At 72.0% G+C, this 17,648-nt stretch carries 15 protein-coding genes; 13 read left to right on the top strand and 2 right to left on the bottom strand.

The features are described 5' to 3' along the window. The first annotated feature begins 176 nt into the window (after nucleotides 1-176). The 5 genes from ACX9I7_RS03685 (at nucleotide 177) to ACX9I7_RS03705 (ending at nucleotide 6,604) form a co-directional block, all read left to right on the top strand. Nucleotides 177-1,064 (top strand): FAD binding domain-containing protein, encoded by an 888-nt coding sequence (locus ACX9I7_RS03685; RefSeq protein ID WP_459386470.1) that lies wholly within the window; start codon nucleotides 177-179, stop codon nucleotides 1,062-1,064. Next, nucleotides 1,055-1,534 (top strand): (2Fe-2S)-binding protein, encoded by a 480-nt coding sequence (locus tag ACX9I7_RS03690; RefSeq protein WP_358625561.1) that lies wholly within the window; start codon nucleotides 1,055-1,057, stop codon nucleotides 1,532-1,534. Before ACX9I7_RS03685 ends, ACX9I7_RS03690 begins: the two co-directional genes overlap by 10 nt. A 4-nt stretch (nucleotides 1,535-1,538) precedes the next feature. Then, nucleotides 1,539-3,917 (top strand): xanthine dehydrogenase subunit D, encoded by a 2,379-nt coding sequence (gene pucD, locus ACX9I7_RS03695; protein WP_459386471.1) that lies wholly within the window; start codon nucleotides 1,539-1,541, stop codon nucleotides 3,915-3,917. A gap of 78 nt (nucleotides 3,918-3,995) precedes the next feature. Beyond that, the gene (locus tag ACX9I7_RS03700; RefSeq protein ID WP_459386472.1) at nucleotides 3,996-5,456 is read left to right on the top strand and encodes an NCS2 family permease; all 1,461 of its coding nucleotides are present in this window, start codon (nucleotides 3,996-3,998) and stop codon (nucleotides 5,454-5,456) included. Between the two features lie 11 nt (nucleotides 5,457-5,467). Beyond that, the gene (locus ACX9I7_RS03705) at nucleotides 5,468-6,604 is read left to right on the top strand and encodes an XdhC family protein (protein ID WP_459386473.1); all 1,137 of its coding nucleotides are present in this window, start codon (nucleotides 5,468-5,470) and stop codon (nucleotides 6,602-6,604) included. Nucleotides 6,605-6,616: 12 nt separating this feature from the next. Here ACX9I7_RS03705 and ACX9I7_RS03710 read toward each other — a convergent pair whose 3' ends face one another. Next, complete coding sequence (locus ACX9I7_RS03710; protein WP_459386474.1) at nucleotides 6,617-7,186, bottom strand: hypothetical protein; 570 nt, start codon at nucleotides 7,184-7,186, stop codon at nucleotides 6,617-6,619. Between the two features lie 38 nt (nucleotides 7,187-7,224). Then, on the bottom strand, nucleotides 7,225-7,914 hold the full coding sequence (locus ACX9I7_RS03715; RefSeq protein ID WP_459386475.1) for a hypothetical protein: 690 nt from the start codon (nucleotides 7,912-7,914) through the stop codon (nucleotides 7,225-7,227). Between the two features lie 384 nt (nucleotides 7,915-8,298). Here ACX9I7_RS03715 and ACX9I7_RS03720 point away from each other — a divergent pair, with 384 nt between their 5' ends. The 8 genes from ACX9I7_RS03720 to ACX9I7_RS03755 all read left to right on the top strand — a co-directional run bounded on the left by ACX9I7_RS03720 (nucleotide 8,299) and on the right by ACX9I7_RS03755 (nucleotide 17,641). After that, the gene (locus ACX9I7_RS03720) at nucleotides 8,299-8,973 is read left to right on the top strand and encodes a hypothetical protein (RefSeq protein WP_459386476.1); all 675 of its coding nucleotides are present in this window, start codon (nucleotides 8,299-8,301) and stop codon (nucleotides 8,971-8,973) included. Nucleotides 8,974-9,532: 559 nt separating this feature from the next. Next, the gene (gene mgtA, locus ACX9I7_RS03725; RefSeq protein WP_459386477.1) at nucleotides 9,533-12,283 is read left to right on the top strand and encodes a magnesium-translocating P-type ATPase; all 2,751 of its coding nucleotides are present in this window, start codon (nucleotides 9,533-9,535) and stop codon (nucleotides 12,281-12,283) included. 44 nt (nucleotides 12,284-12,327) lie between these two features. Then, nucleotides 12,328-13,131, top strand: a complete 804-nt coding sequence (locus ACX9I7_RS03730; protein WP_229819924.1) for an MgtC/SapB family protein — start codon at nucleotides 12,328-12,330, stop codon at nucleotides 13,129-13,131. Nucleotides 13,132-13,237: 106 nt separating this feature from the next. Continuing rightward, nucleotides 13,238-13,879, top strand: coding sequence for a phosphoribosylanthranilate isomerase (locus ACX9I7_RS03735; protein WP_387571553.1), 642 nt, complete (start codon nucleotides 13,238-13,240; stop codon nucleotides 13,877-13,879). A 271-nt stretch (nucleotides 13,880-14,150) separates the two neighbouring features. Beyond that, nucleotides 14,151-15,419 (top strand): hypothetical protein, encoded by a 1,269-nt coding sequence (locus ACX9I7_RS03740; RefSeq protein WP_358625541.1) that lies wholly within the window; start codon nucleotides 14,151-14,153, stop codon nucleotides 15,417-15,419. Nucleotides 15,420-15,465: 46 nt separating this feature from the next. Beyond that, nucleotides 15,466-16,056: a pyridoxamine 5'-phosphate oxidase gene (gene pdxH / locus ACX9I7_RS03745; RefSeq protein WP_387571547.1), complete on the top strand. Its 591-nt coding sequence runs from the start codon at nucleotides 15,466-15,468 to the stop codon at nucleotides 16,054-16,056. A 125-nt stretch (nucleotides 16,057-16,181) separates the two neighbouring features. Further along, nucleotides 16,182-16,946 (top strand): B3/B4 domain-containing protein, encoded by a 765-nt coding sequence (locus ACX9I7_RS03750; protein WP_459386478.1) that lies wholly within the window; start codon nucleotides 16,182-16,184, stop codon nucleotides 16,944-16,946. Then, on the top strand, nucleotides 16,943-17,641 hold the full coding sequence (locus ACX9I7_RS03755) for a YggS family pyridoxal phosphate-dependent enzyme (protein WP_387571541.1): 699 nt from the start codon (nucleotides 16,943-16,945) through the stop codon (nucleotides 17,639-17,641). The genes ACX9I7_RS03750 and ACX9I7_RS03755 overlap by 4 nt, the downstream gene beginning before the upstream one ends. Nucleotides 17,642-17,648: the final 7 nt, after the last annotated feature.

Genomic DNA, 17,648 nt, shown 5'->3' on the forward strand with positions numbered 1-17,648 from the left:
AGTGAGGTTTCTGCATCCCGTCTTTCGTTCGAATCTACAAGACATGGGGCCTGGCCAGCCAACCAGCTTCATGGTTTCGGTGACTGCACCGGCCCGGTCACGCGTCGCTGTACTGGCGGTGCGCCGCGTGAACAGGACATGAAGCCGCTCGGAACCCCCCTTGAGAAGAGACCCCCATGGACTTCCTGCGCCCCGCCGCCTGGGAGGAAGCGCTGGCCGCCAAGGCCGCGCACCCCACGGCCGTGCCCATCGCGGGCGGCACGGACGTGATGGTCGAGATCAACTTCGACCACCGGCGTCCGGCACACCTCCTGGACCTCACCCGGATAGGTGAACTCCACGAGTGGGACGAGGACGGCTCCGACATCCGCCTCGGCGCCGCCGTCCCCTACGCCCGGATCCTCGGCGAGCTCCGCACGCCGCTGCCCGGCCTCGCCCTCGCCGCCCACACCGTCGGCTCCCCGCAGATCCGCAACCGGGGCAGCGTCGGCGGCAACCTCGGCGCCGCGTCCCCGGCCGGCGACAGCCACCCGCCGCTGCTCGCGGCCGGTGCCGTGGTGGAGGCCGAGTCGGTGCGCGGCACCCGGCTGATACCGGTCGAGGAGTTCTACACCGGCGTCAAACGCAACGCCCTCGCCCCCGACGAGCTCATCCGCGCCGTCCGCGTCCGCAAGGCCACCGGGCCGCAGCAGTTCTCCAAGGTCGGCACCCGCAACGCCATGGTCATCGCCGTCTGCGCCCTCGGCATCGCCCTCCACCCCGACAGCCGTACGGTCCGCACCGGCATCGGCTCGGCGGCGCCCACCCCGGTGCGCGCCCGGGCCGCCGAGGACTTCCTCGCCTCCGTCCTGGACGAGGACGGCTTGTGGGAGTCGGGGCGCCCCATCGCCCCGTCCGCCGTACGGCAGTTCGCCGAGCTGTGCTCGGGCGCCTGCAACCCGATCGACGACGTGCGCGGCAGCGCCCGCTACCGCCGGCACGCGGTCGGCGTCATGGCCCGCCGCACCCTCGGCTGGGTGTGGCAGACGTACACGAGGGGCGAGGGGGAAGCGCGATGCGCGTGACGTTCACCGTCAACGGCCGCACCCAGCGGGCCGACGACGTCTGGGAGGGCGAGTCCCTGCTGTACGTGCTGCGCGAGCGGCTCGGCCTGGCGGGCTCCAAGAACGCCTGCGAACAAGGCGAATGCGGCTCCTGCACGGTACGCCTCGACGGTGTCCCCGTGTGTGCGTGCCTGGTGGCGGCGGGCCAGGCCGAGGGCCGGGAGGTCGAGACCGTCGAGGGCCTCGCCGACCGGACGACCGGCGAACTCTCCGTCGTCCAGCAGGCGTTCGTCGACTCCGGCGCCGTCCAGTGCGGCTTCTGCACCCCTGGGCTCCTCGTCGCCGCCGACGACCTGCTCAGGCAGCGGCCCGACCCCTCCGACGCCGACATCCGCGAAGCCCTCTCCGGCAACCTCTGCCGCTGCACCGGATACGAGAAGATCCTCGACGCCGTCCGCCTCGCGGCGGCCCGCACCGGAGAGGCGGACTGACCCGATGCGCGACCTCACCCCCACCGGGCTCACCCAGGCGAGCGGCACCAAGGGCGGCATCGGCGAGTCCGCCCTCCGGCCCGACGGCACCCTCAAGGTCACCGGCGAATTCGCCTACGCCTCCGACCTGTGGCACGAGGACATGCTCTGGGGCGTCACGCTGCGCAGCCCGCACGCCCACGCCCGCGTCCGCTCCCTCGACGTCGCCGAGGCCCTCGCCACCCCGGGCGTCCACGCCGTCCTCACCCACGCCGACCTGCCCGCCGCCACCCGCTACGGGCTGGAGATCGAGGACACCCCCGTCCTCGCCGACGGCGTCGTCCGCCACCACGGCGAGCCCGTCGCGCTCGTCGCCGCCGACCACCCCGAGACCGCCCGCCGCGCCGCCGCGAAGATCCGCGTCGACTACGAGACCCTGCCCGTCGTCACCGACGAGGCGAGCGCCACCGCCCCCGACGCCCCCGTCCTCCACCCCGGCCGCACCGATGACCACGCCCCCCACGTCCCCCACCCCAACATCGTCCACCGCCAGCCGATCGTGCGCGGCGACGTGTCCGCCGCGAAGGACCGCGCCGACGTGATCGTCACCGGCGAGTACGAAGTCGGCATGCAGGACCAGGCGTTCCTCGGCCCCGAGTCCGGGCTCGCCGTCCCCGCCGAGGACGGCGGCGTCGACCTCTACATCGCCACCCAGTGGCTCCACGCCGACCTCCGCCAGATCGCCCCCGTCCTCGGCCTGCCCGAGGAGAAGGTCCGCATGACCCTCTCCGGCGTCGGCGGCGCCTTCGGCGGCCGCGAGGACCTGTCCATGCAGGCCCACGCCTGCCTGCTCGCGCTGCGCACCGGCCGGCCCGTGAAGATGGTCTACAACCGCTTCGAGTCCTTCTTCGGCCACGTGCACCGCCACCCCGCGAAGCTCCGCTACGAGCACGGGGCGACCCGCGACGGCGACCTCCTCTACGTGACGGCCCGCATCGTGCTGGACGGCGGCGCCTACGCCTCGTCCTCCCCGGCCGTCGTCGGCAACGCCGCCTCGCTGGCCGTGGGCCCGTACGTCGTCGATCACGTCGACGTCGAGGCGATCGCCCTCTACACCAACAACCCGCCCTGCGGGGCGATGCGCGGCTTCGGCGCGGTGCAGGCGTGCTTCGCCTACGAGGCGCAGATGGACAAGCTCGCGGCCGCGCTGGGCATGGACCCGGTCGAGTTCCGCCGCCGCAACGCCATGGCGCAGGGAGCGGTGATGCCGACCGGGCAGGTCGTCGACTCGCCCGCGCCCGTCGCCGAACTGCTGCGGCGCGTCAAGGCGATGCCGCTGCCGCCGGCCCGCCAGTGGGAGTCGGCGGGCGGCGCCGCGGACGTCCGGGCGCTGCCGGGCGGCCTGTCGAACACGACCCACGGCGAATCGGTCGTCCGGGGCGTCGGCTACGCGGTCGGCATCAAGAACGTCGGCTTCTCCGAGGGCTTCGACGACTACTCCACCGCCCGCGTCCGGCTGGAGGCGGTGGGCGGCGAGGCCGTGGCCACCGTGCACACCGCGATGGCCGAGGTGGGCCAGGGCGGGGTCACCGTCCACGCCCAGATCGCCCGCACCGAGCTCGGCGTCGCCCGGGTGACGATCCACCCCGCCGACACCCGCGTCGGCTCCGCCGGCTCCACCTCCGCCTCCCGGCAGACGTACGTCACCGGCGGCGCGGTCAAGCACGTCTGCGAGCTGGTGCGGGAGAAGGTCCTGGAGCTGGCCCGGGCCCGCTTCGGCAGCTACCACCCGGCGTGGGCCACCGCCGAACTCCTGCTGGAGGACGGCAAGGTGGTCACCGACGGCGGCGAGGTCCTCGCCACGCTCGTGGACGTCCTGGAGGACGAGTCCGTCGAGGCCGAGGACGAGTGGCGGCACCGCCCCACCCGGCCCTTCGACCGGCGCACCGGGCAGGGCTTCGGGCACGTCCAGTACTCCTTCGCCGCCCACCGGGCGGTCGTGGAGGTCGACACCGAGCTGGGCCTGGTCAAGGTCGTGGAGCTGGCCTGCGCCCAGGACGTCGGCAAGGCCCTCAACCCGCTGTCCGTGACCGGCCAGATCCAGGGCGGTACGACGCAGGGGCTGGGCCTCGCGGTCATGGAGGAGATCGTCGTCGACCCGGTGACCGCGAAGGTCCGCAACCCCTCCTTCACCGACTACCTCATCCCCACGATCCTCGACACCCCGGCCATACCGGTCGACGTCCTCGAACTCGCCGACGACCACGCCCCGTACGGCCTGCGCGGCGTGGGGGAGGCCCCCACCCTCTCCTCGACGCCGGCCGTCGTGGCGGCGATCCGGCAGGCCACGGGCCTGGCCCTGAACCGCGTCCCGGTCCGCCCGGAACACCTGACCGGAACCTGACCCTCCATATCGTTCATCGTCTCGGGCCGTCCCCCGGGTCGTGCAGCCCCCACCGGAATCTGGACTGGAGCAGGCACCATGACCCATGCACCCGTGCGGCCCGGGACCACGGCGGAGGACGCGGGCGCGGGCTCGCGTCCGCCCGCCGGACGGTCCCCGCTCGACCGCTACTTCCACATCTCCGAACGCGGCTCGACGCTCGCCCGCGAAGTGCGCGGCGGCGTCACCACGTTCATGGCGATGAGCTACATCCTCCTGCTCAACCCCCTGATCCTCTCCGGCCCGGACGCCGGGCGGCACACCCTCGCCCGGACGGGCCTGATCACCGCGACGGCCTTCGCGGCAGCGCTGTCCACCCTGCTGATGGGACTGATCGGCAGGGTTCCGCTGGCACTCGCGGCCGGCCTCGGCGTCTCCGGGGTGCTCTCCACCCAGGTCGCGCCCCAGCTGACCTGGCCGCAGGCCATGGGCATGTGCGTGATCTACGGCATCGTCATCATGCTGCTCGTCCTCACCGGCCTGCGCGAACGCGTCATGAACGCCATCCCGCTGGAGCTCAAGCACGCCATCACCATGGGCATCGGCATGTTCATCGCCCTGATCGGCCTGGTCAAGGCCGGTTTCGTGCACGCCGCGAAGGCCGGCGGACCGGTCACCCTCGGCCCGGCGGGCGAACTGGCTGGATGGCCGGTGCTGCTCTTCTGCGTCACCCTGCTGCTGATCTTCATGCTCCAGGCGCGCGACGTGCCCGGCGCGATCCTCATCGGCATCGTCGCCGGCACCGTGCTCGCCGTCGTCGTGAACGCGGCCTTCGGCCTCGACCCCCGCACCTGGCAGAACGGCGCCCCGAAACTCACCGGCGGCGCCGTCTCCATGCCCGACTTCTCGCTCTTCGGCCAGGTCGAGTTCGGCGGCTGGGAGAAGGTCGGCGGGGTGACCGTGGGAATGATCGTCTTCACGCTGGTGCTGGCCGGGTTCTTCGACGCCATGGCCACGATCATCGGCGTGGGCACCGAGGCCGGACTCGCCGACGGGCGCGGCCGGATGCCCGGCCTGAGCCGGGCCCTGTTGGTCGACGGCGCGGGCGGCGCGATCGGTGGAGTGGCCGGGGCCTCGGGCCAGACGGTCTTCGTCGAGTCGGCGACGGGCGTGGGCGAGGGCGCCCGCACGGGCCTGTCGTCCGTCGTCACCGGGCTGTTCTTCACGGCGTGCCTGTTCTTCACGCCCCTGACGAGGATCGTCCCCGGCGAGATCGCCGCGGCGGCGCTCGTCGTCATCGGCGCGATGATGATGAGCCACGCCCGCCACATCGACTGGACGGACCGGGCGGTCGCCATCCCGGTCTTCCTGACGGTCGCGCTCATGCCGTTCACGTACTCCATCACCGTGGGCGTCGGTGGCGGCGTCATCGCCCACACCGTCATCAAGGCCGGGCAGGGCCGCTGGCGCGAGCCGGGCCTGTTCATGTGGGTGCTGACCCTGGTCTTCGCGGGCTACTTCGCCCTGCACCCGATCGAGCAGTGGCTCGGCGTGAAGTAGGGGGTTCTGTCGTGCTGGACATCGCCTCGGAACTGCACCGGTGGTGCGCGGAGGGCCGCGACTTCGCCGTGGCCACGGTGGTGGCCGTCCGGGGCAGCGCGCCCCGCCCGCCGGGCGCGGCCCTCGCCGTCGACGCCGGGGGCACGGCCGTCGGCTCGGTCTCCGGAGGGTGCGTGGAGGGCGCGGTGTACGAGCTGTGCCGCGAGGCGCTGCGCACGGGGGAGCCACTGCTGGAACGGTTCGGCTACTCGGACGAGGACGCCTTCGCCGTCGGCCTGATGTGCGGCGGGGAGATCGACGTGCTGGTGACCCCGGTACGCCGCCACCCGGAGCTGGCCGCGGCGCTCTCCGCCGCCGCGCGCGGCGAGGCGCTGGCGCTGGCCCGGGTGGTGGCGGGACCGCCCGGCACGCCGGGCCGCGCCCTGCTCGTCCGGCCGGACGGCAGGGTCGGGGGCGGGCTGGGCGGCGGCCCCGCGCTCGACGCGACGGCGGCCCGGGAGGCGCTGGCCCTGCTGGACGCGGGCCGTACCGCCCCGGTCGACGTCGGCGCGGACGGCTCGCGCTGCGGGGAGCCGGTACGGCTCCTGGTCGAGTGCAGCGTGCCGCCGCCCCGGATGCTGGTCTTCGGCGCGATCGACTTCGCGGCGGCGCTGGTGCGGGCGGGCAAGTTCCTCGGCTACCACGTGACCGTGTGCGACGCCCGGCCCGTCTTCGCGACGGCGCGGCGCTTCCCGGAGGCGGACGAGGTCGTGGTCGACTGGCCGCACCGGTATCTGGACCGGGTGGCGGTGGACGCCCGTACGGTCGTGTGCGTTCTGACGCACGACGCGAAGTTCGACGTGCCGCTGCTGGAACGGGCGTTGCGGCTGCCGGTGGCGTACGTGGGCGCGATGGGCTCGCGGCGTACCCACGAGGCGCGGCTGGGGCGGCTGAGGGAGGCGGGGCTGTCGGAGGGGGAGCTGTGCCGGTTGCGCTCGCCGATCGGGCTCGACCTCGGGGCGCGGACGCCGGAGGAGACGGCGCTCTCCATCGCAGCGGAAATCATCGCGCTGCGGCGCGGGGGATCGGGGATTCCGCTGGCGGGAGGAGAGGTTCCGATCCACCACGACGGATGGGGCAGGGCGGTGGAGCCGGCGGCGACGCGGTGACGTGGGCGTGCGTCAGCCGGGCAGCCGGAGCGGCACCACGCGCACCGGTCCGGCGCCGGCCGCCTGCGCGGCGATGGCGTAGGGGATGCCGATGACGTCCTCGCAGTCCCCCAGCCGGAACACGACGCTCAGCTCGTCCCCCCGGCCGGGGCGCCCGACGCCGACGGTGATGTTCTCGGCGCCGGCGGTTTCGTCGGCACGTACGGACAGCAGACGGACCGGCTCCTCGGTGTACGCGAACCAGGCGTCGCTCGCGCCGCTCAACTCCTCAAGCAGCCAGGCGTACTTGAGCCGGAACGGGTCGCTCGCGCCGGGGGTGGGGTAGCCCGTGTCCGTCCCGGACACGGCCAGCAGGTCCCGAAGGGCCTGCGTGTCCGCCTCCGGATCGGGGGTGACGGTCGTACGGCTCCCGTCCGGCCACACGGCGGTGACGGTGGGGGCCTCGCCGGTCAGCTCGACGGCGGCCAGCAGCGGCCCGGAGGCCGCGCCGGCCCGCTGGATCGCGGCGAGGCCGGCGAGCAGGGGCGCCCACCATTCCGCCCCCGGCCAGCGGCGGGACGGTCGTACCGGTCGGGCGCCCATGCCGTACCCCTCTCGATCTCCGGTCTCGACCTCTGGGGTCAGATGTTGATCGCCTGCCGCACCCAGTCGGGGCACCGGCCCGGCGTGTTCTCACAGTAGGCGGTGACCACGCCGAACGGCTTGTTGTCCCGCAACGTCCGGAAGTTCACCACGGCGTCGACGGCCTTCACCTCCACGACACGGCACGTGCGGAAGATCCACCAGCCGCTGCACTTCACGTGCAGCACGTCGGTGACGTAGATGTAGCTCGTCCCGCCCTGCTGCTTCTTCCCGCCCGTGGGACGCGGGTACTTGGTGGTGGCCTTGACGGCGGCCAGGCTGAGGTTGTGCTTCTGGTCCACCTTCGTCAGGCCGAAGCCGTAGTCGCCGCCGGGCCACTTGCCCTGGCGCATCGTGGTGTCCCAGCCGTCCTTGTCCTTCCACTCGCCCGCGATGCTGTACGCGGGGTCGGGTGCGGCGGGTGCGGCCTTCCCGGCGGCGTCGGCCGCCCCGGACGTCCGGCCCTCGGCCAGCCGGTTCACGGCCTTCTGCTCGACCCCGTACCGCGCCAGGTCGCGCAGCTGGAAGGTGCCGGTACGCGGGATGGCGGACTTCGCGTCGATGACGGAGAAGGACATGTCGCCCTTGCCGGCCGGTCCTTCGTCCGCCTGTGCGGCGGTGGGTGCCAGGGCTATCGCGCAGGCGGTCATCACCACGGCGGACGCGACGGCACTTCGGAGTGGTTGCATCTCGTTTTCCCCCTCGTGCGGAGCTGCCACAGGACGTGCTCCGGAGCGCAGGCGACGTTACGAGCCGACAGCGGCGCTGGCCAGCCGCACGGGCCCGAACAAGTCGCTCCGGCAACGGTGGTGGCGCGCGGCGCGAAGCGGGGCGCTCACCGGGGGATTCGCGCGCCGGTCCGTCGGTGGGACGACGGCCTCCGGATGCGGGCGGGGTGTGGAGGCGCGGCGGAGGGGCGGGCGAAGGGCGCATGTAACGGCGATTTATGGCCATGGTTGTGGCGCGGAGTGATGGCTGTTCGACTGTGGCCGAAACCTCACCATGGGTGGCCGGAGATGTTCTCCTACGCTGAGCGGCGTCGTGTGATCGGCTGTACGGGGGAGGGGCGGGCGATGCCCAAGTGGGTCATGGGGTGCGTGCGAGTGGTGGTTCTGGCGGTCGCCGTCCTCGGCCTCGCCCACGCCCCGTCGTGGGTGGAGGACGCGTACCGGGACCGGGCGGCGTACGAACGGGCGTCCCAGTGCCCCGCCGGCCGCCCGGCCGGAACCGATTGCTTCGAGCAGGTGAAGGGCGAAGTCGTCGGCATGGCCACCAGGGGCTGCCCCGGCGACGGCTGCCCGCCCCAAGAGCAACGACTCCGCGTCCGCTACGGGAGTGACACCGTCTGGCTGACGGTGAACGGCGGCACGTACGACGCCGCGCGGCGGGGCACCCCGGCCGACGTCCGCCTGTGGCACGGCACGGTGACCCGGGTGACGGTCCGGGGCCACACCACCGACTTCCTCCCGTCCGCCGGGAGTTCACTGCTGTGGCGCCTGGCGGGCGTGTGGCTCCTCGCGGGGGTGGCGATATGCGCGCTGACCGCTTCCCGCCGCCGGACCCTGGCCTTCCTGGGCGGTGCCTGGTTGCTACTGACAGCGCCATTCGTCGTGATCGTGGACACGTCCCTGGTGGGCGAGCTGGGCGCGGTGGACGTGATCCTCGCGCTCGTGCTGGCGGTGCCGGGCGTCATCGTGGGCGTCGTCGGATCGCGCCGCCCCGCCCGCCGCCGTGATGCCTATTCATGACCGGACGAACGGCCGTAGAGCGGCGCCTCGCGCCACCGGGCCTCCGGAGGGGCGGTTGGCCGTGCCCCGCCGCCCCCGGTGGGCTTTGCGTGCCCATTGCCCGTGCATGGTCGCCCTCTGGGGCACCTGTGGCATGCTGGGTGCCGAAGGTGCTGCCGCTTCGGCCTGCGTCCACGTGGGCATCGGCGGCACCCGCGCTGTCCGTACGAGCGAGGAGGTGATCGGGATGACCAGTCGGAGTCCCGAGGGAAGTCCTCGCCACAGCGCACCTCTCCCGCGCACGGCTCGTTGACGCGGTATTTCCGCTGACACGTAGGCCGTTCGCGCCTCGCTGTCGCGTGTGACTCCCCTTCTCCATCGGCCCTTGTCGGCCTTTTTCTTCGCCTGAACCCGCGGACACGGGTGATTTCCGCTGCCCTCCGCGCGTCGGGTCCTCATACCTTCACGTCCACTTTTCCGTGCGACGGCACGTCCCCGCGCCATGCCGCCATGCCGCCCTTCGGCCATGTCTCCATGCCGCCATGCCGCCATGCCGTCATGCCCGGAGAGAGGTTCCGCCATGACCAACACCACCCTCACCCCCCAGAAGCTCGCCCCGCCGGGCGGCCGTGCCCGCCGGGAGCGGAAGGCAGCCGAGCTCGAGGCCGGGACCCGGGCCGTCGCCGAGCGGCTCGCCCGGTTCAGCGCCCTGCCCGGATCGCAGGTGCTACAGGACGTCCGCGCCACCCCGCAGGGGCTGCGGCAGGACGAGGCCGGGGAGCGGCTGGAGCGCGACGGCGCCAACGTCGTCGCCCACGACCGCGGCCCCCGCTGGTACGCACAGCTGGCCAGGGCCTTCTGGAACCCGTTCATCCTGATCCTGACCGCCCTCGTCGTGATCATGTACGTCCAGTGGCTGCAGGTCGCCGGCGAGGAGCCCTTCGACCCCAAGATCCCCATCCTCGGTGCGATGGTGCTGATCAGCGGCCTGCTGCGGTTCTGGCAGGAGTACCGGTCCTCCGCCGCCGCCACCGCGCTGCGGGCCCTGGTCACCACCACCACGGCCGTCCAGCGCCGGGCCGGCCGGGACGCCGCGCCCGCCACCGTCGAGATCCCCATGGACCAGGTCGTCAAGGGCGACGTCGTCCGGCTCGCAGCCGGCGACCTCGTCCCCGCCGACCTGCGGCTGCTCACGGCCAAGGACCTCATGATCAGCCAGGCCGCGCTCTCCGGCGAGTCGCTGCCCACCCCCAAGGCCGACACGCGTACGCACGACTACGGGCAGTCCACGACCACCGACCCCGTCGAGGCCGACAACCTCGCCCTCATGGGCACCTCCGTCACCTCCGGTACCGCCACCGGCGTGGTCGTGGCCACCGGCTCGGACACCTACTTCGGCTCGATGGCCGGCTCCCTCGTCGGCGAGCGGCCCGAGACCAGCTTTGACACGGGCGTGAAGAAGGTCAGCTATCTGCTGATCCGCTTCATGCTGGTCATGGTCCCGCTCGTCTTCGTGATCAACGGGTTCACCAAGGGCGACTGGGCCGAGGCCTTCACCTTCGCCGTCGCCGTGGCCGTCGGGCTCACCCCCGAGATGCTGCCGATGGTCGTCACCACCAACCTGGCGCGCGGCGCGGTCACCATGTCCCGCCACAAGGTCGTCGTCAAGCGCCTCAACGCCATCCAGAACCTCGGCGCCATGGACGTCCTCTGCACGGACAAGACCGGCACCCTCACCGAGGACCGCATCGTCCTCGACCGCTACCTCGACGTCCGGGGCGGCGAGGACAGCGAGGTCCTGGAGTACGCCTACCTCAACAGCCACTTCCAGACCGGGCTGCGCAATCTGCTGGACCAGGCCGTCATCGACCGCGTACTCGAAGCCGAGGAGGTTGTCGTCGACGCACGCTTCACGATGGTCGACGAGATCCCCTTCGACTTCGCCCGCCGGCGGATGTCGGTCGTGCTGGCGCGCAACGAGCTCAACGGGTCCGCCACCGAGCACGCGGTGGGTGAACACTGTCTCGTCACCAAGGGCGCCGTCGAGGAGGTCCTCGCCCTGTGCACCCACATCACCGACCGCGGCGCCCGCGTCCCGCTCACCGACGCGCTGCGCCGTGAGGCGACCCTGACCGCCGAGGCCAACAACCGGCTCGGCCTGCGCGTCCTCGCCGTCGCCACCCGCACGATGCTCGCCGAGAGGGAGACGTACACCGTCGCCGACGAGGCCGAGCTCACCCTCATCGGCTTCCTCGCCTTCCTCGACCCGCCGAAGAAGGACGCCGCCCGCGCCCTGCGGGCGCTCGCCGACAACGGCGTCGCCGTCAAGGTCGTCACCGGCGACAACGAGCTCGTCGCCGCCCGGGTCTGCGCGGACGTCGGCATCGACGTCGGCCGCGTCGTCACCGGCACGGAGGTCGACGAGCTGGACGACGCCGAGCTGCGCGTCCTCGCCGCCGCGACCACGGTCTTCGCCAAGGCGAACCCCGTGCAGAAGGCCCGGATCGTCCGTGCCCTCCAGGCCGAGGGGCACACCGTCGGCTTCCTCGGCGACGGCATCAACGACGCCGCCGCGCTGCGCGACGCCGACGTCGGCATCTCCGTCGACACGGCCGTCGACATCGCCAAGGAGTCCGCCGACATCATCCTGCTGGAGAAGGACCTCATGGTCCTGGAGCGGGGCGTGATCCAGGGCCGGCAGACCTTCGGCAACACCATCAAGTACATCAAGATGACGGCCTCCTCGAACTTCGGGAACGTCTTCTCCGTCCTGGTCGCCTCCGCCTTCATCCCCTTCCAGCCGATGCTGGCCATGCAGCTGCTCGTGCAGAACCTCGCGTACGACATCTCGCAGCTGGCCACGCCCTGGGACCGGATGGACAAGGACTACCTGCGCGAGCCGCGCGCCTGGGACGCCCGGGGCATCGGCCGTTTCATGCTCGTCCTCGGGCCCACCAGCTCCGTCTTCGACATCACCACCTACCTGCTGATGTGGCACGTCTTCGGGGCGAACAGCGAGGCCCACCAGGCGCTCTTCCAGTCCGGCTGGTTCGTCGAGGGCCTGCTGACGCAGACCCTGGTCGTCCATATGCTGCGTACCCGGAAGGTTCCCTTCCTGCAGTCGCGGGCCACCGCGCCCGTGCTGGCGATGACCGCGCTGGTCATGGCCTTCGGCATGTGGGTGCCGTTCTCCCCGCTCGCCGGGGTGCTCGGGATGCGGGCGCTGCCCCTGACGTACTTCCCGTGGCTGGCCGGCACCCTGCTCGCCTACTGCCTGCTCACCCAGGGGGTGAAGAGCTGGTACATCCGCCGGTTCAACACCTGGCTGTGAGCGGCCGATAAAAGATCGACACAATGGACTAGGAGGGGCGGATCATGGCCATGGTTCACGAGTGGCAGCTCGCGGCCAACATCGGGGCCGGACTGGGCTTCGGCGCGATCATCGGGCTGGAGCGGCAGTGGCGGGCCAGAATGGCGGGGCTGCGCACCAACGCGCTCGTCGCCGCCGGATCCGCCCTCTTCGTCCTCCTCTCCACCTACGGCTTCAGCAGCGCCACCAGCACCACCGGCTACGACGGCTCACGCGTCGCCGCGCAGATCGTCTCCGGCATCGGTTTCCTCGGCGCGGGCGTCATCATGCGCGACGGCCTGAGCGTGCGCGGCCTCAACACCGCCGCCACGCTGTGGTGTTCGGCCGCCGTCGGCGCCCTCGCCGGCACCGGGCTGTACGTCATCGCCGCCCTCGGCACGGTCGGGGTCGTGGGGGCCAACACCCTGCTGCGCCCGCTCGCCCGGGGCCTGGACCGGGGGGCCACCGGCGGGGCCGAGGTGGTCACGGACTACCACTTCGAGGTGGTCTGCACCGAGCCCGAGGAGGCGCACGTGCGGACGCTCGTCGTCCAGGCCGTGGCCCGGCCCGGCTTCACCCTGCGCTCGGTGCACAGCCGGGACGCGGAGACGGCCGGGAAGGTGACGGTCGCGGCGGAGCTGAGCACCGAGCGCCGGGACGACAGCCTGCTGGAGGAGGCCGTCAGCAGGCTCTCGCTGGAGCCCGCCGTCTCCGCCGTCAGCTGGACCGTGCTGCAGGGCCCGGACGACGACGACAACGGCGGCGACGACGACTACCCGGCCGGGCGCCGGACCGGGCGCCGGGTGCGGAACCTCTTCACCGGGCGGTGACGTCCGGGGGTGCCGGGGGCAAGGGGGCGTCCGGCCCTGTGCACCGGGCGCGGGGTGCTGTACGTTCGCGGTGGTCCGGCGATGGGAGTGTTTCAGCGTGACTGGCGTGAACGGTTCGAGCGCGTCGGAGGCGTCGCGTGCGCCGCTGTTCGTCAAGATCTGCGGGCTGCGCACGGCCGAGGACGTGGACGCGGCCGTCGAGGCCGGGGCCGACGCCATCGGCTTCGTCTTCGCGCCGGGCGGCCCGCGCACGGTGGACCCCGCCCTCGCCCGCCCGCTCGCCGAGCGGGTGCCCGGGCACGTGCTGACCGTCGGCGTCTTCCGCGGCCAGCCCGTGGCCGAGGTCCGCGAGCTGGCCCGGGCCGCGGGCGTCCGGGCCGTGCAGCTCCACGGCGACGAGGGGCCCGCGCACTACGCGGAGCTCCGGCCCGACGGCTGGACCCTGATCCGCGCCACCGCCTGCCGGGGCGAGTCGCCGGCCCTCGGCGAGCTGGGGGAGGACCTCCTCCTGCTCGACGCCCCGGCCCCCGGCTCGGGTGAGCCGTGGGACTGGTCCGCCGGGAGCTTCACCCCGCCGGCGGGCCGCTGGATCCTCGCCGGCGGGCTGCACCCCGGGAACGTGGCGGACGCCGTCCGCACCACGCGTCCCTGGGGCGTGGACGTCTCCAGCGGCGTGGAGGCCCGGCGCGGAGTGAAGGACCCGCGCCTGATCAGGGAGTTCATCCGGGCCGCCCGCTCGGTGGAATGATTCCGGCCGTCGGAACAGGGCCAACTCCGGCCTGCCCGTGTAGACTTCGAACGCCAGCGCGGTGTGCGAACACCTGTCCTGGAATATTCCCCTGACAACCTTCCATCGGATCGCGGCGCCCTCGACGCGCCGCGCGGTTCCGGCCTGTCCGCGAACCGGAAGCTCACCATCTCCAGCACCAGAGAACCTCGCACCACCTTGCACTTCGCACGTCCGTGTACGGCAAGAGCGTCGGTCAGGAACTTCGGTATCACGAGAGTGAGGCGGCCAGATGACCGCGAACGACTGTCAGAGCGACTGTAAATTGACCGGTACCTGGCTCGGCGAGGTCGATCTCCGACCCATCGCCGAACAAGTGGGGACACCGGTCTTCCTCTACAGCGAAGCACAGATCGTCAAGAACATAGGACGGATACAGAGCGCCGCGGAGGCGGCCGGCATCGGCTCCCGCGTCGAGCTCTACGTCCCCTTCTTCCCCAACTCCAACCCCCACGTCCTGCGCCCCTTCCAGGACCTGGGCGTGGGCGTCCTGCTCCAGCTCCCGAGCGAGTACCAGCTCCTCACGAAGTTCGGCTTCGACAAGTTCATCGTCTCCCCCGGACACGTCTCCGACGACGAGATCAGCTTCTGGGACCGGGCGGGCTACCCCACCTTCCTCTCCAGCCTCGACGAGGTCTCCCACTCGCTGCGCAACGACGCCCCCTCGATCAGCGTCCGGATCGACAGCCTCGAGTCCGGGAAGCCCGGCATCAAGCTCAGCGAGCTGAAGAACCTGGCGGACCTGCTGGAACGGCACGGGCGCGACCTCGACTGCCTCGAGGTCTACTGCGGCAGCGGCAACTCCCTGGACGACATGGTCGGCATCATCGAGACGATGTTCACCATCTTCCTGACCCACTTCCCCAAGGCCCACTCCATCAACTTCGCGGGCGGCCACGGCTTCGTCTACGAGAAGTGGGACGAGACGGAGAAGCACTTCGACTGGGGCCAGTACTTCAAGGCGCTGCGGGCGAGCGCCGACCGGATGGGCATCCCCGAGCATGTGAAGTTCCTCTTCGAACCGGCCCGGGACGTGCTGGCCGACACCGGGGCCCTCCTGCTCAGCGTGGAGCGCAACGTCATCACCAACTCCGTCGGCAGCCTCGTCGTCACCGACGGCTCCCGGATGCTGATGCCCTCCGCCCAGCTCCGCGACCGGCGCCACAACGTGGTCTTCCTCGACGCGGACATGAAGGAGATCCCCGCCGGGGACGCCACCGGCGGGGTGAACGCGGCGCTGCGCGGCCGCAGCATCCTGCGCCACGACTACATCCTGCCCGGCGAGTACTTCGTGCCCGAGGGCGTCGACGGCCGCAGCCACATGCTGATCCTCGACGTCGGCGCCTACTGCGCCACCCAGCACATGGAATTCCTCAACATCCCGCCGGCGGCGGAAGTCCTCGTGGACACCGCCGGAACGCCGCACCTGATCACCGCCCGCGGTGGCGACCTCGACAAGTGGCGCCACCTGCTCGACGAGAAGCAGGCAGTGAAGCTCTAGCGCGCGCGTTCCCGCGAGGCGAGGAATGAACCGAGGAGTGAATTCCGTGCACGAAGTGAACGCCCCCATCGAACTGTTCCGCGAATGGTTCCGGGACGCCGAAGCCGCCGAAGTGAACGACCCCAACGCCATGTCGATCGCCACCACCGACGCCGACGGACTGCCCGACGTCCGCATCGTGCTGCTCAAGGGCTTCGACGCCGACGGGTTCGTCTTCTACACCAACAGCCGCTCGCAGAAGGGCCGGGAGCTCGCCGGCAACATGCGGGCCGCCGGCGCCCTCCACTGGAAGTCCCTGCGCCGCCAGGTGCGCTTCCGGGGCCCCGTCGAGCAGGTCACCGACGCCGAGGCCGACGCCTACTTCGCGTCCCGCGCCCGGGACAGCCGCATCGGCGCCTGGGCCAGCCTCCAGTCCCAGCCGCTGGCCGACCGCGCCGAGCTCGAGGCCGCCGTGGCCCGCGAGAGCGCCCGCTTCGGCGACGGCGAGGTACCGCGCCCGCCGCACTGGCTCGGCTATCGGGTCCGGCCCGTCTATGTGGAGTTCTGGACCGAAAAACCGTTCCGGCTGCACGACCGGCTGATATTCACGAGGGAGAAGCCGGAGGGCGAGTGGGACCGGAAGCGGTTCTACCCGTAGCGGGTACACCCGTGGGGCGCCGGCCGGCGGCGCCGTCCCCGGACGGCGACCACCGGCGGCGCCGCCCTCCGGCCCCACCGGTCCACCCGTACGGCTCCACCCGTACAGCGAGCAGGGACAGAACCATGTACTTCACACATGCCGATCCGGTCTGGAACGCCCACCCGCGCCTGCGCGCGGTCACCCTGGCCGTCGACGGCGTCCTCGGTATGACCAGCGGCCACGAGAGCGGCCGGGAGCGCCGGGAGGCGCTCACCGCCCGCGTCGAGGAGCGGCTGGCCGCGGCGAGCGAGTCCGCGATGCCGGAGATCGCCGCCTGGCGCGAGGCGTTCTCCCGGATGGGGCTCAAGCCCACCCAGTACCGGTGCGCATCGGAGGCGCTGCTCCGGCGCTACCGCAAGGAGCGGAACCTGCCGGGCTTCCACCCGCTGGTCGACTACCTCAACGTCGTCTCCATGGCCTTCGCCATCCCCATCGCCGTCTTCGACTGCGACAAGGTCACGGACGGCATCACGGTCCGCCACGCCGACGGCTCGGAGGTCCACCGGACCTTCCAGGGGGAGACCGAGCACCCCGCCCCCGAGGAGATCGTCTTCACGGACGCGGCGGGCCACGCCCATTCCCGGCGCTGGACCTTCCGCCAGAGCGCCCTGTCCGTCGTCTCCAAGGAGACGGACCGCGCGCTCATCGTGGCGGAGGCGCTGCACCCCACGGCCGCCGAGGACCTCGCGGCGCTGGAGCGGGAGCTGACGGCGGGGCTGCCGGAGGCCGGGGTGCGGATCGTGGCCGCGCGGCGGATCGACACCACGGATCGCCGGCTGGAGTTCTCGTACGCGCGAGGGGATTCCGGCCGAGGGGATTCCGTGCGAGGAGATGAGGAGACAGCATGAATCCGACCCCCGACCCCACCACCGGTCTCGAGAACGTACGGCGTGCCGTCGCCGGAGCCTGCGCGCGAGCGGGCCGCGAGCCCGGCTCCGTGACGCTCGTCGCCGCGTCCAAGACCGTGCCCGCCGACGTCCTGGAGCGCACGATCGAGGCCGGCCACCTGGTCTTCGGCGAGAACCGGGTCCAGGAGGCCAAGGCCAAGTGGCCGGAGCTGCGCGGCCGATGTCCGGACCTGGAACTGCACCTGATAGGGCCGCTGCAGAGCAACAAGGCCCGGGAGGCGGTGGCCCTGTTCGACGTCATCCACTCCCTGGACCGGCCGAGCCTGAGCGCGGCGCTGGCGCGCGAGTGCGCCCGGCAGGACCGTAAGCCCAGGCTGTTCGTCCAGGTCAACACGGGCAAGGAGCCGCAGAAGGCCGGTGTGCTGCCGGACGACGCGGACGCCTTCCTGGCCGACTGCCGGGAGACCCACGGCCTGGACGTCGTGGGGCTGATGTGCATCCCGCCGGCCGGTGAGCCGCCGGAGCCGCACTTCTCGACGCTGGCGAAGATCGCGGCCCGCAACGGTCTGGAACTGCTCTCCATGGGCATGAGCACGGACTACGCCACGGCCGTCGAGTACGGCGCCACGCATGTGCGCGTGGGCAGCGCGATCTTCGGCTCCAGGCCACCGCTGAATCCTTCCGCCACGGGCTGAGCCACCC

The organism is Streptomyces sp. L500 (assembly GCF_054551825.1).

What these genes read in the sequence shown, in the direction of transcription:
- ACX9I7_RS03715 (WP_459386475.1), bottom strand. Translation starts at nt 7,914, where the DNA reads ATGCAACCACTCCGAAGTGCCGTCGCGTCCGCCGTGGTGATGACCGCC.
- ACX9I7_RS03690 (WP_358625561.1), top strand. Translation starts at nt 1,055, where the DNA reads ATGCGCGTGACGTTCACCGTCAACGGCCGCACCCAGCGGGCCGACGAC.
- ACX9I7_RS03755 (WP_387571541.1), top strand. Translation starts at nt 16,943, where the DNA reads ATGAATCCGACCCCCGACCCCACCACCGGTCTCGAGAACGTACGGCGT.
- ACX9I7_RS03710 (WP_459386474.1), bottom strand. Translation starts at nt 7,186, where the DNA reads ATGGGCGCCCGACCGGTACGACCGTCCCGCCGCTGGCCGGGGGCGGAA.
- ACX9I7_RS03740 (WP_358625541.1), top strand. Translation starts at nt 14,151, where the DNA reads ATGACCGCGAACGACTGTCAGAGCGACTGTAAATTGACCGGTACCTGG.
- ACX9I7_RS03685 (WP_459386470.1), top strand. Translation starts at nt 177, where the DNA reads ATGGACTTCCTGCGCCCCGCCGCCTGGGAGGAAGCGCTGGCCGCCAAG.
- pucD (WP_459386471.1), top strand. Translation starts at nt 1,539, where the DNA reads ATGCGCGACCTCACCCCCACCGGGCTCACCCAGGCGAGCGGCACCAAG.
- mgtA (WP_459386477.1), top strand. Translation starts at nt 9,533, where the DNA reads ATGACCAACACCACCCTCACCCCCCAGAAGCTCGCCCCGCCGGGCGGC.
- ACX9I7_RS03750 (WP_459386478.1), top strand. Translation starts at nt 16,182, where the DNA reads ATGTACTTCACACATGCCGATCCGGTCTGGAACGCCCACCCGCGCCTG.
- ACX9I7_RS03700 (WP_459386472.1), top strand. Translation starts at nt 3,996, where the DNA reads ATGACCCATGCACCCGTGCGGCCCGGGACCACGGCGGAGGACGCGGGC.
- ACX9I7_RS03720 (WP_459386476.1), top strand. Translation starts at nt 8,299, where the DNA reads ATGCCCAAGTGGGTCATGGGGTGCGTGCGAGTGGTGGTTCTGGCGGTC.
- ACX9I7_RS03730 (WP_229819924.1), top strand. Translation starts at nt 12,328, where the DNA reads ATGGCCATGGTTCACGAGTGGCAGCTCGCGGCCAACATCGGGGCCGGA.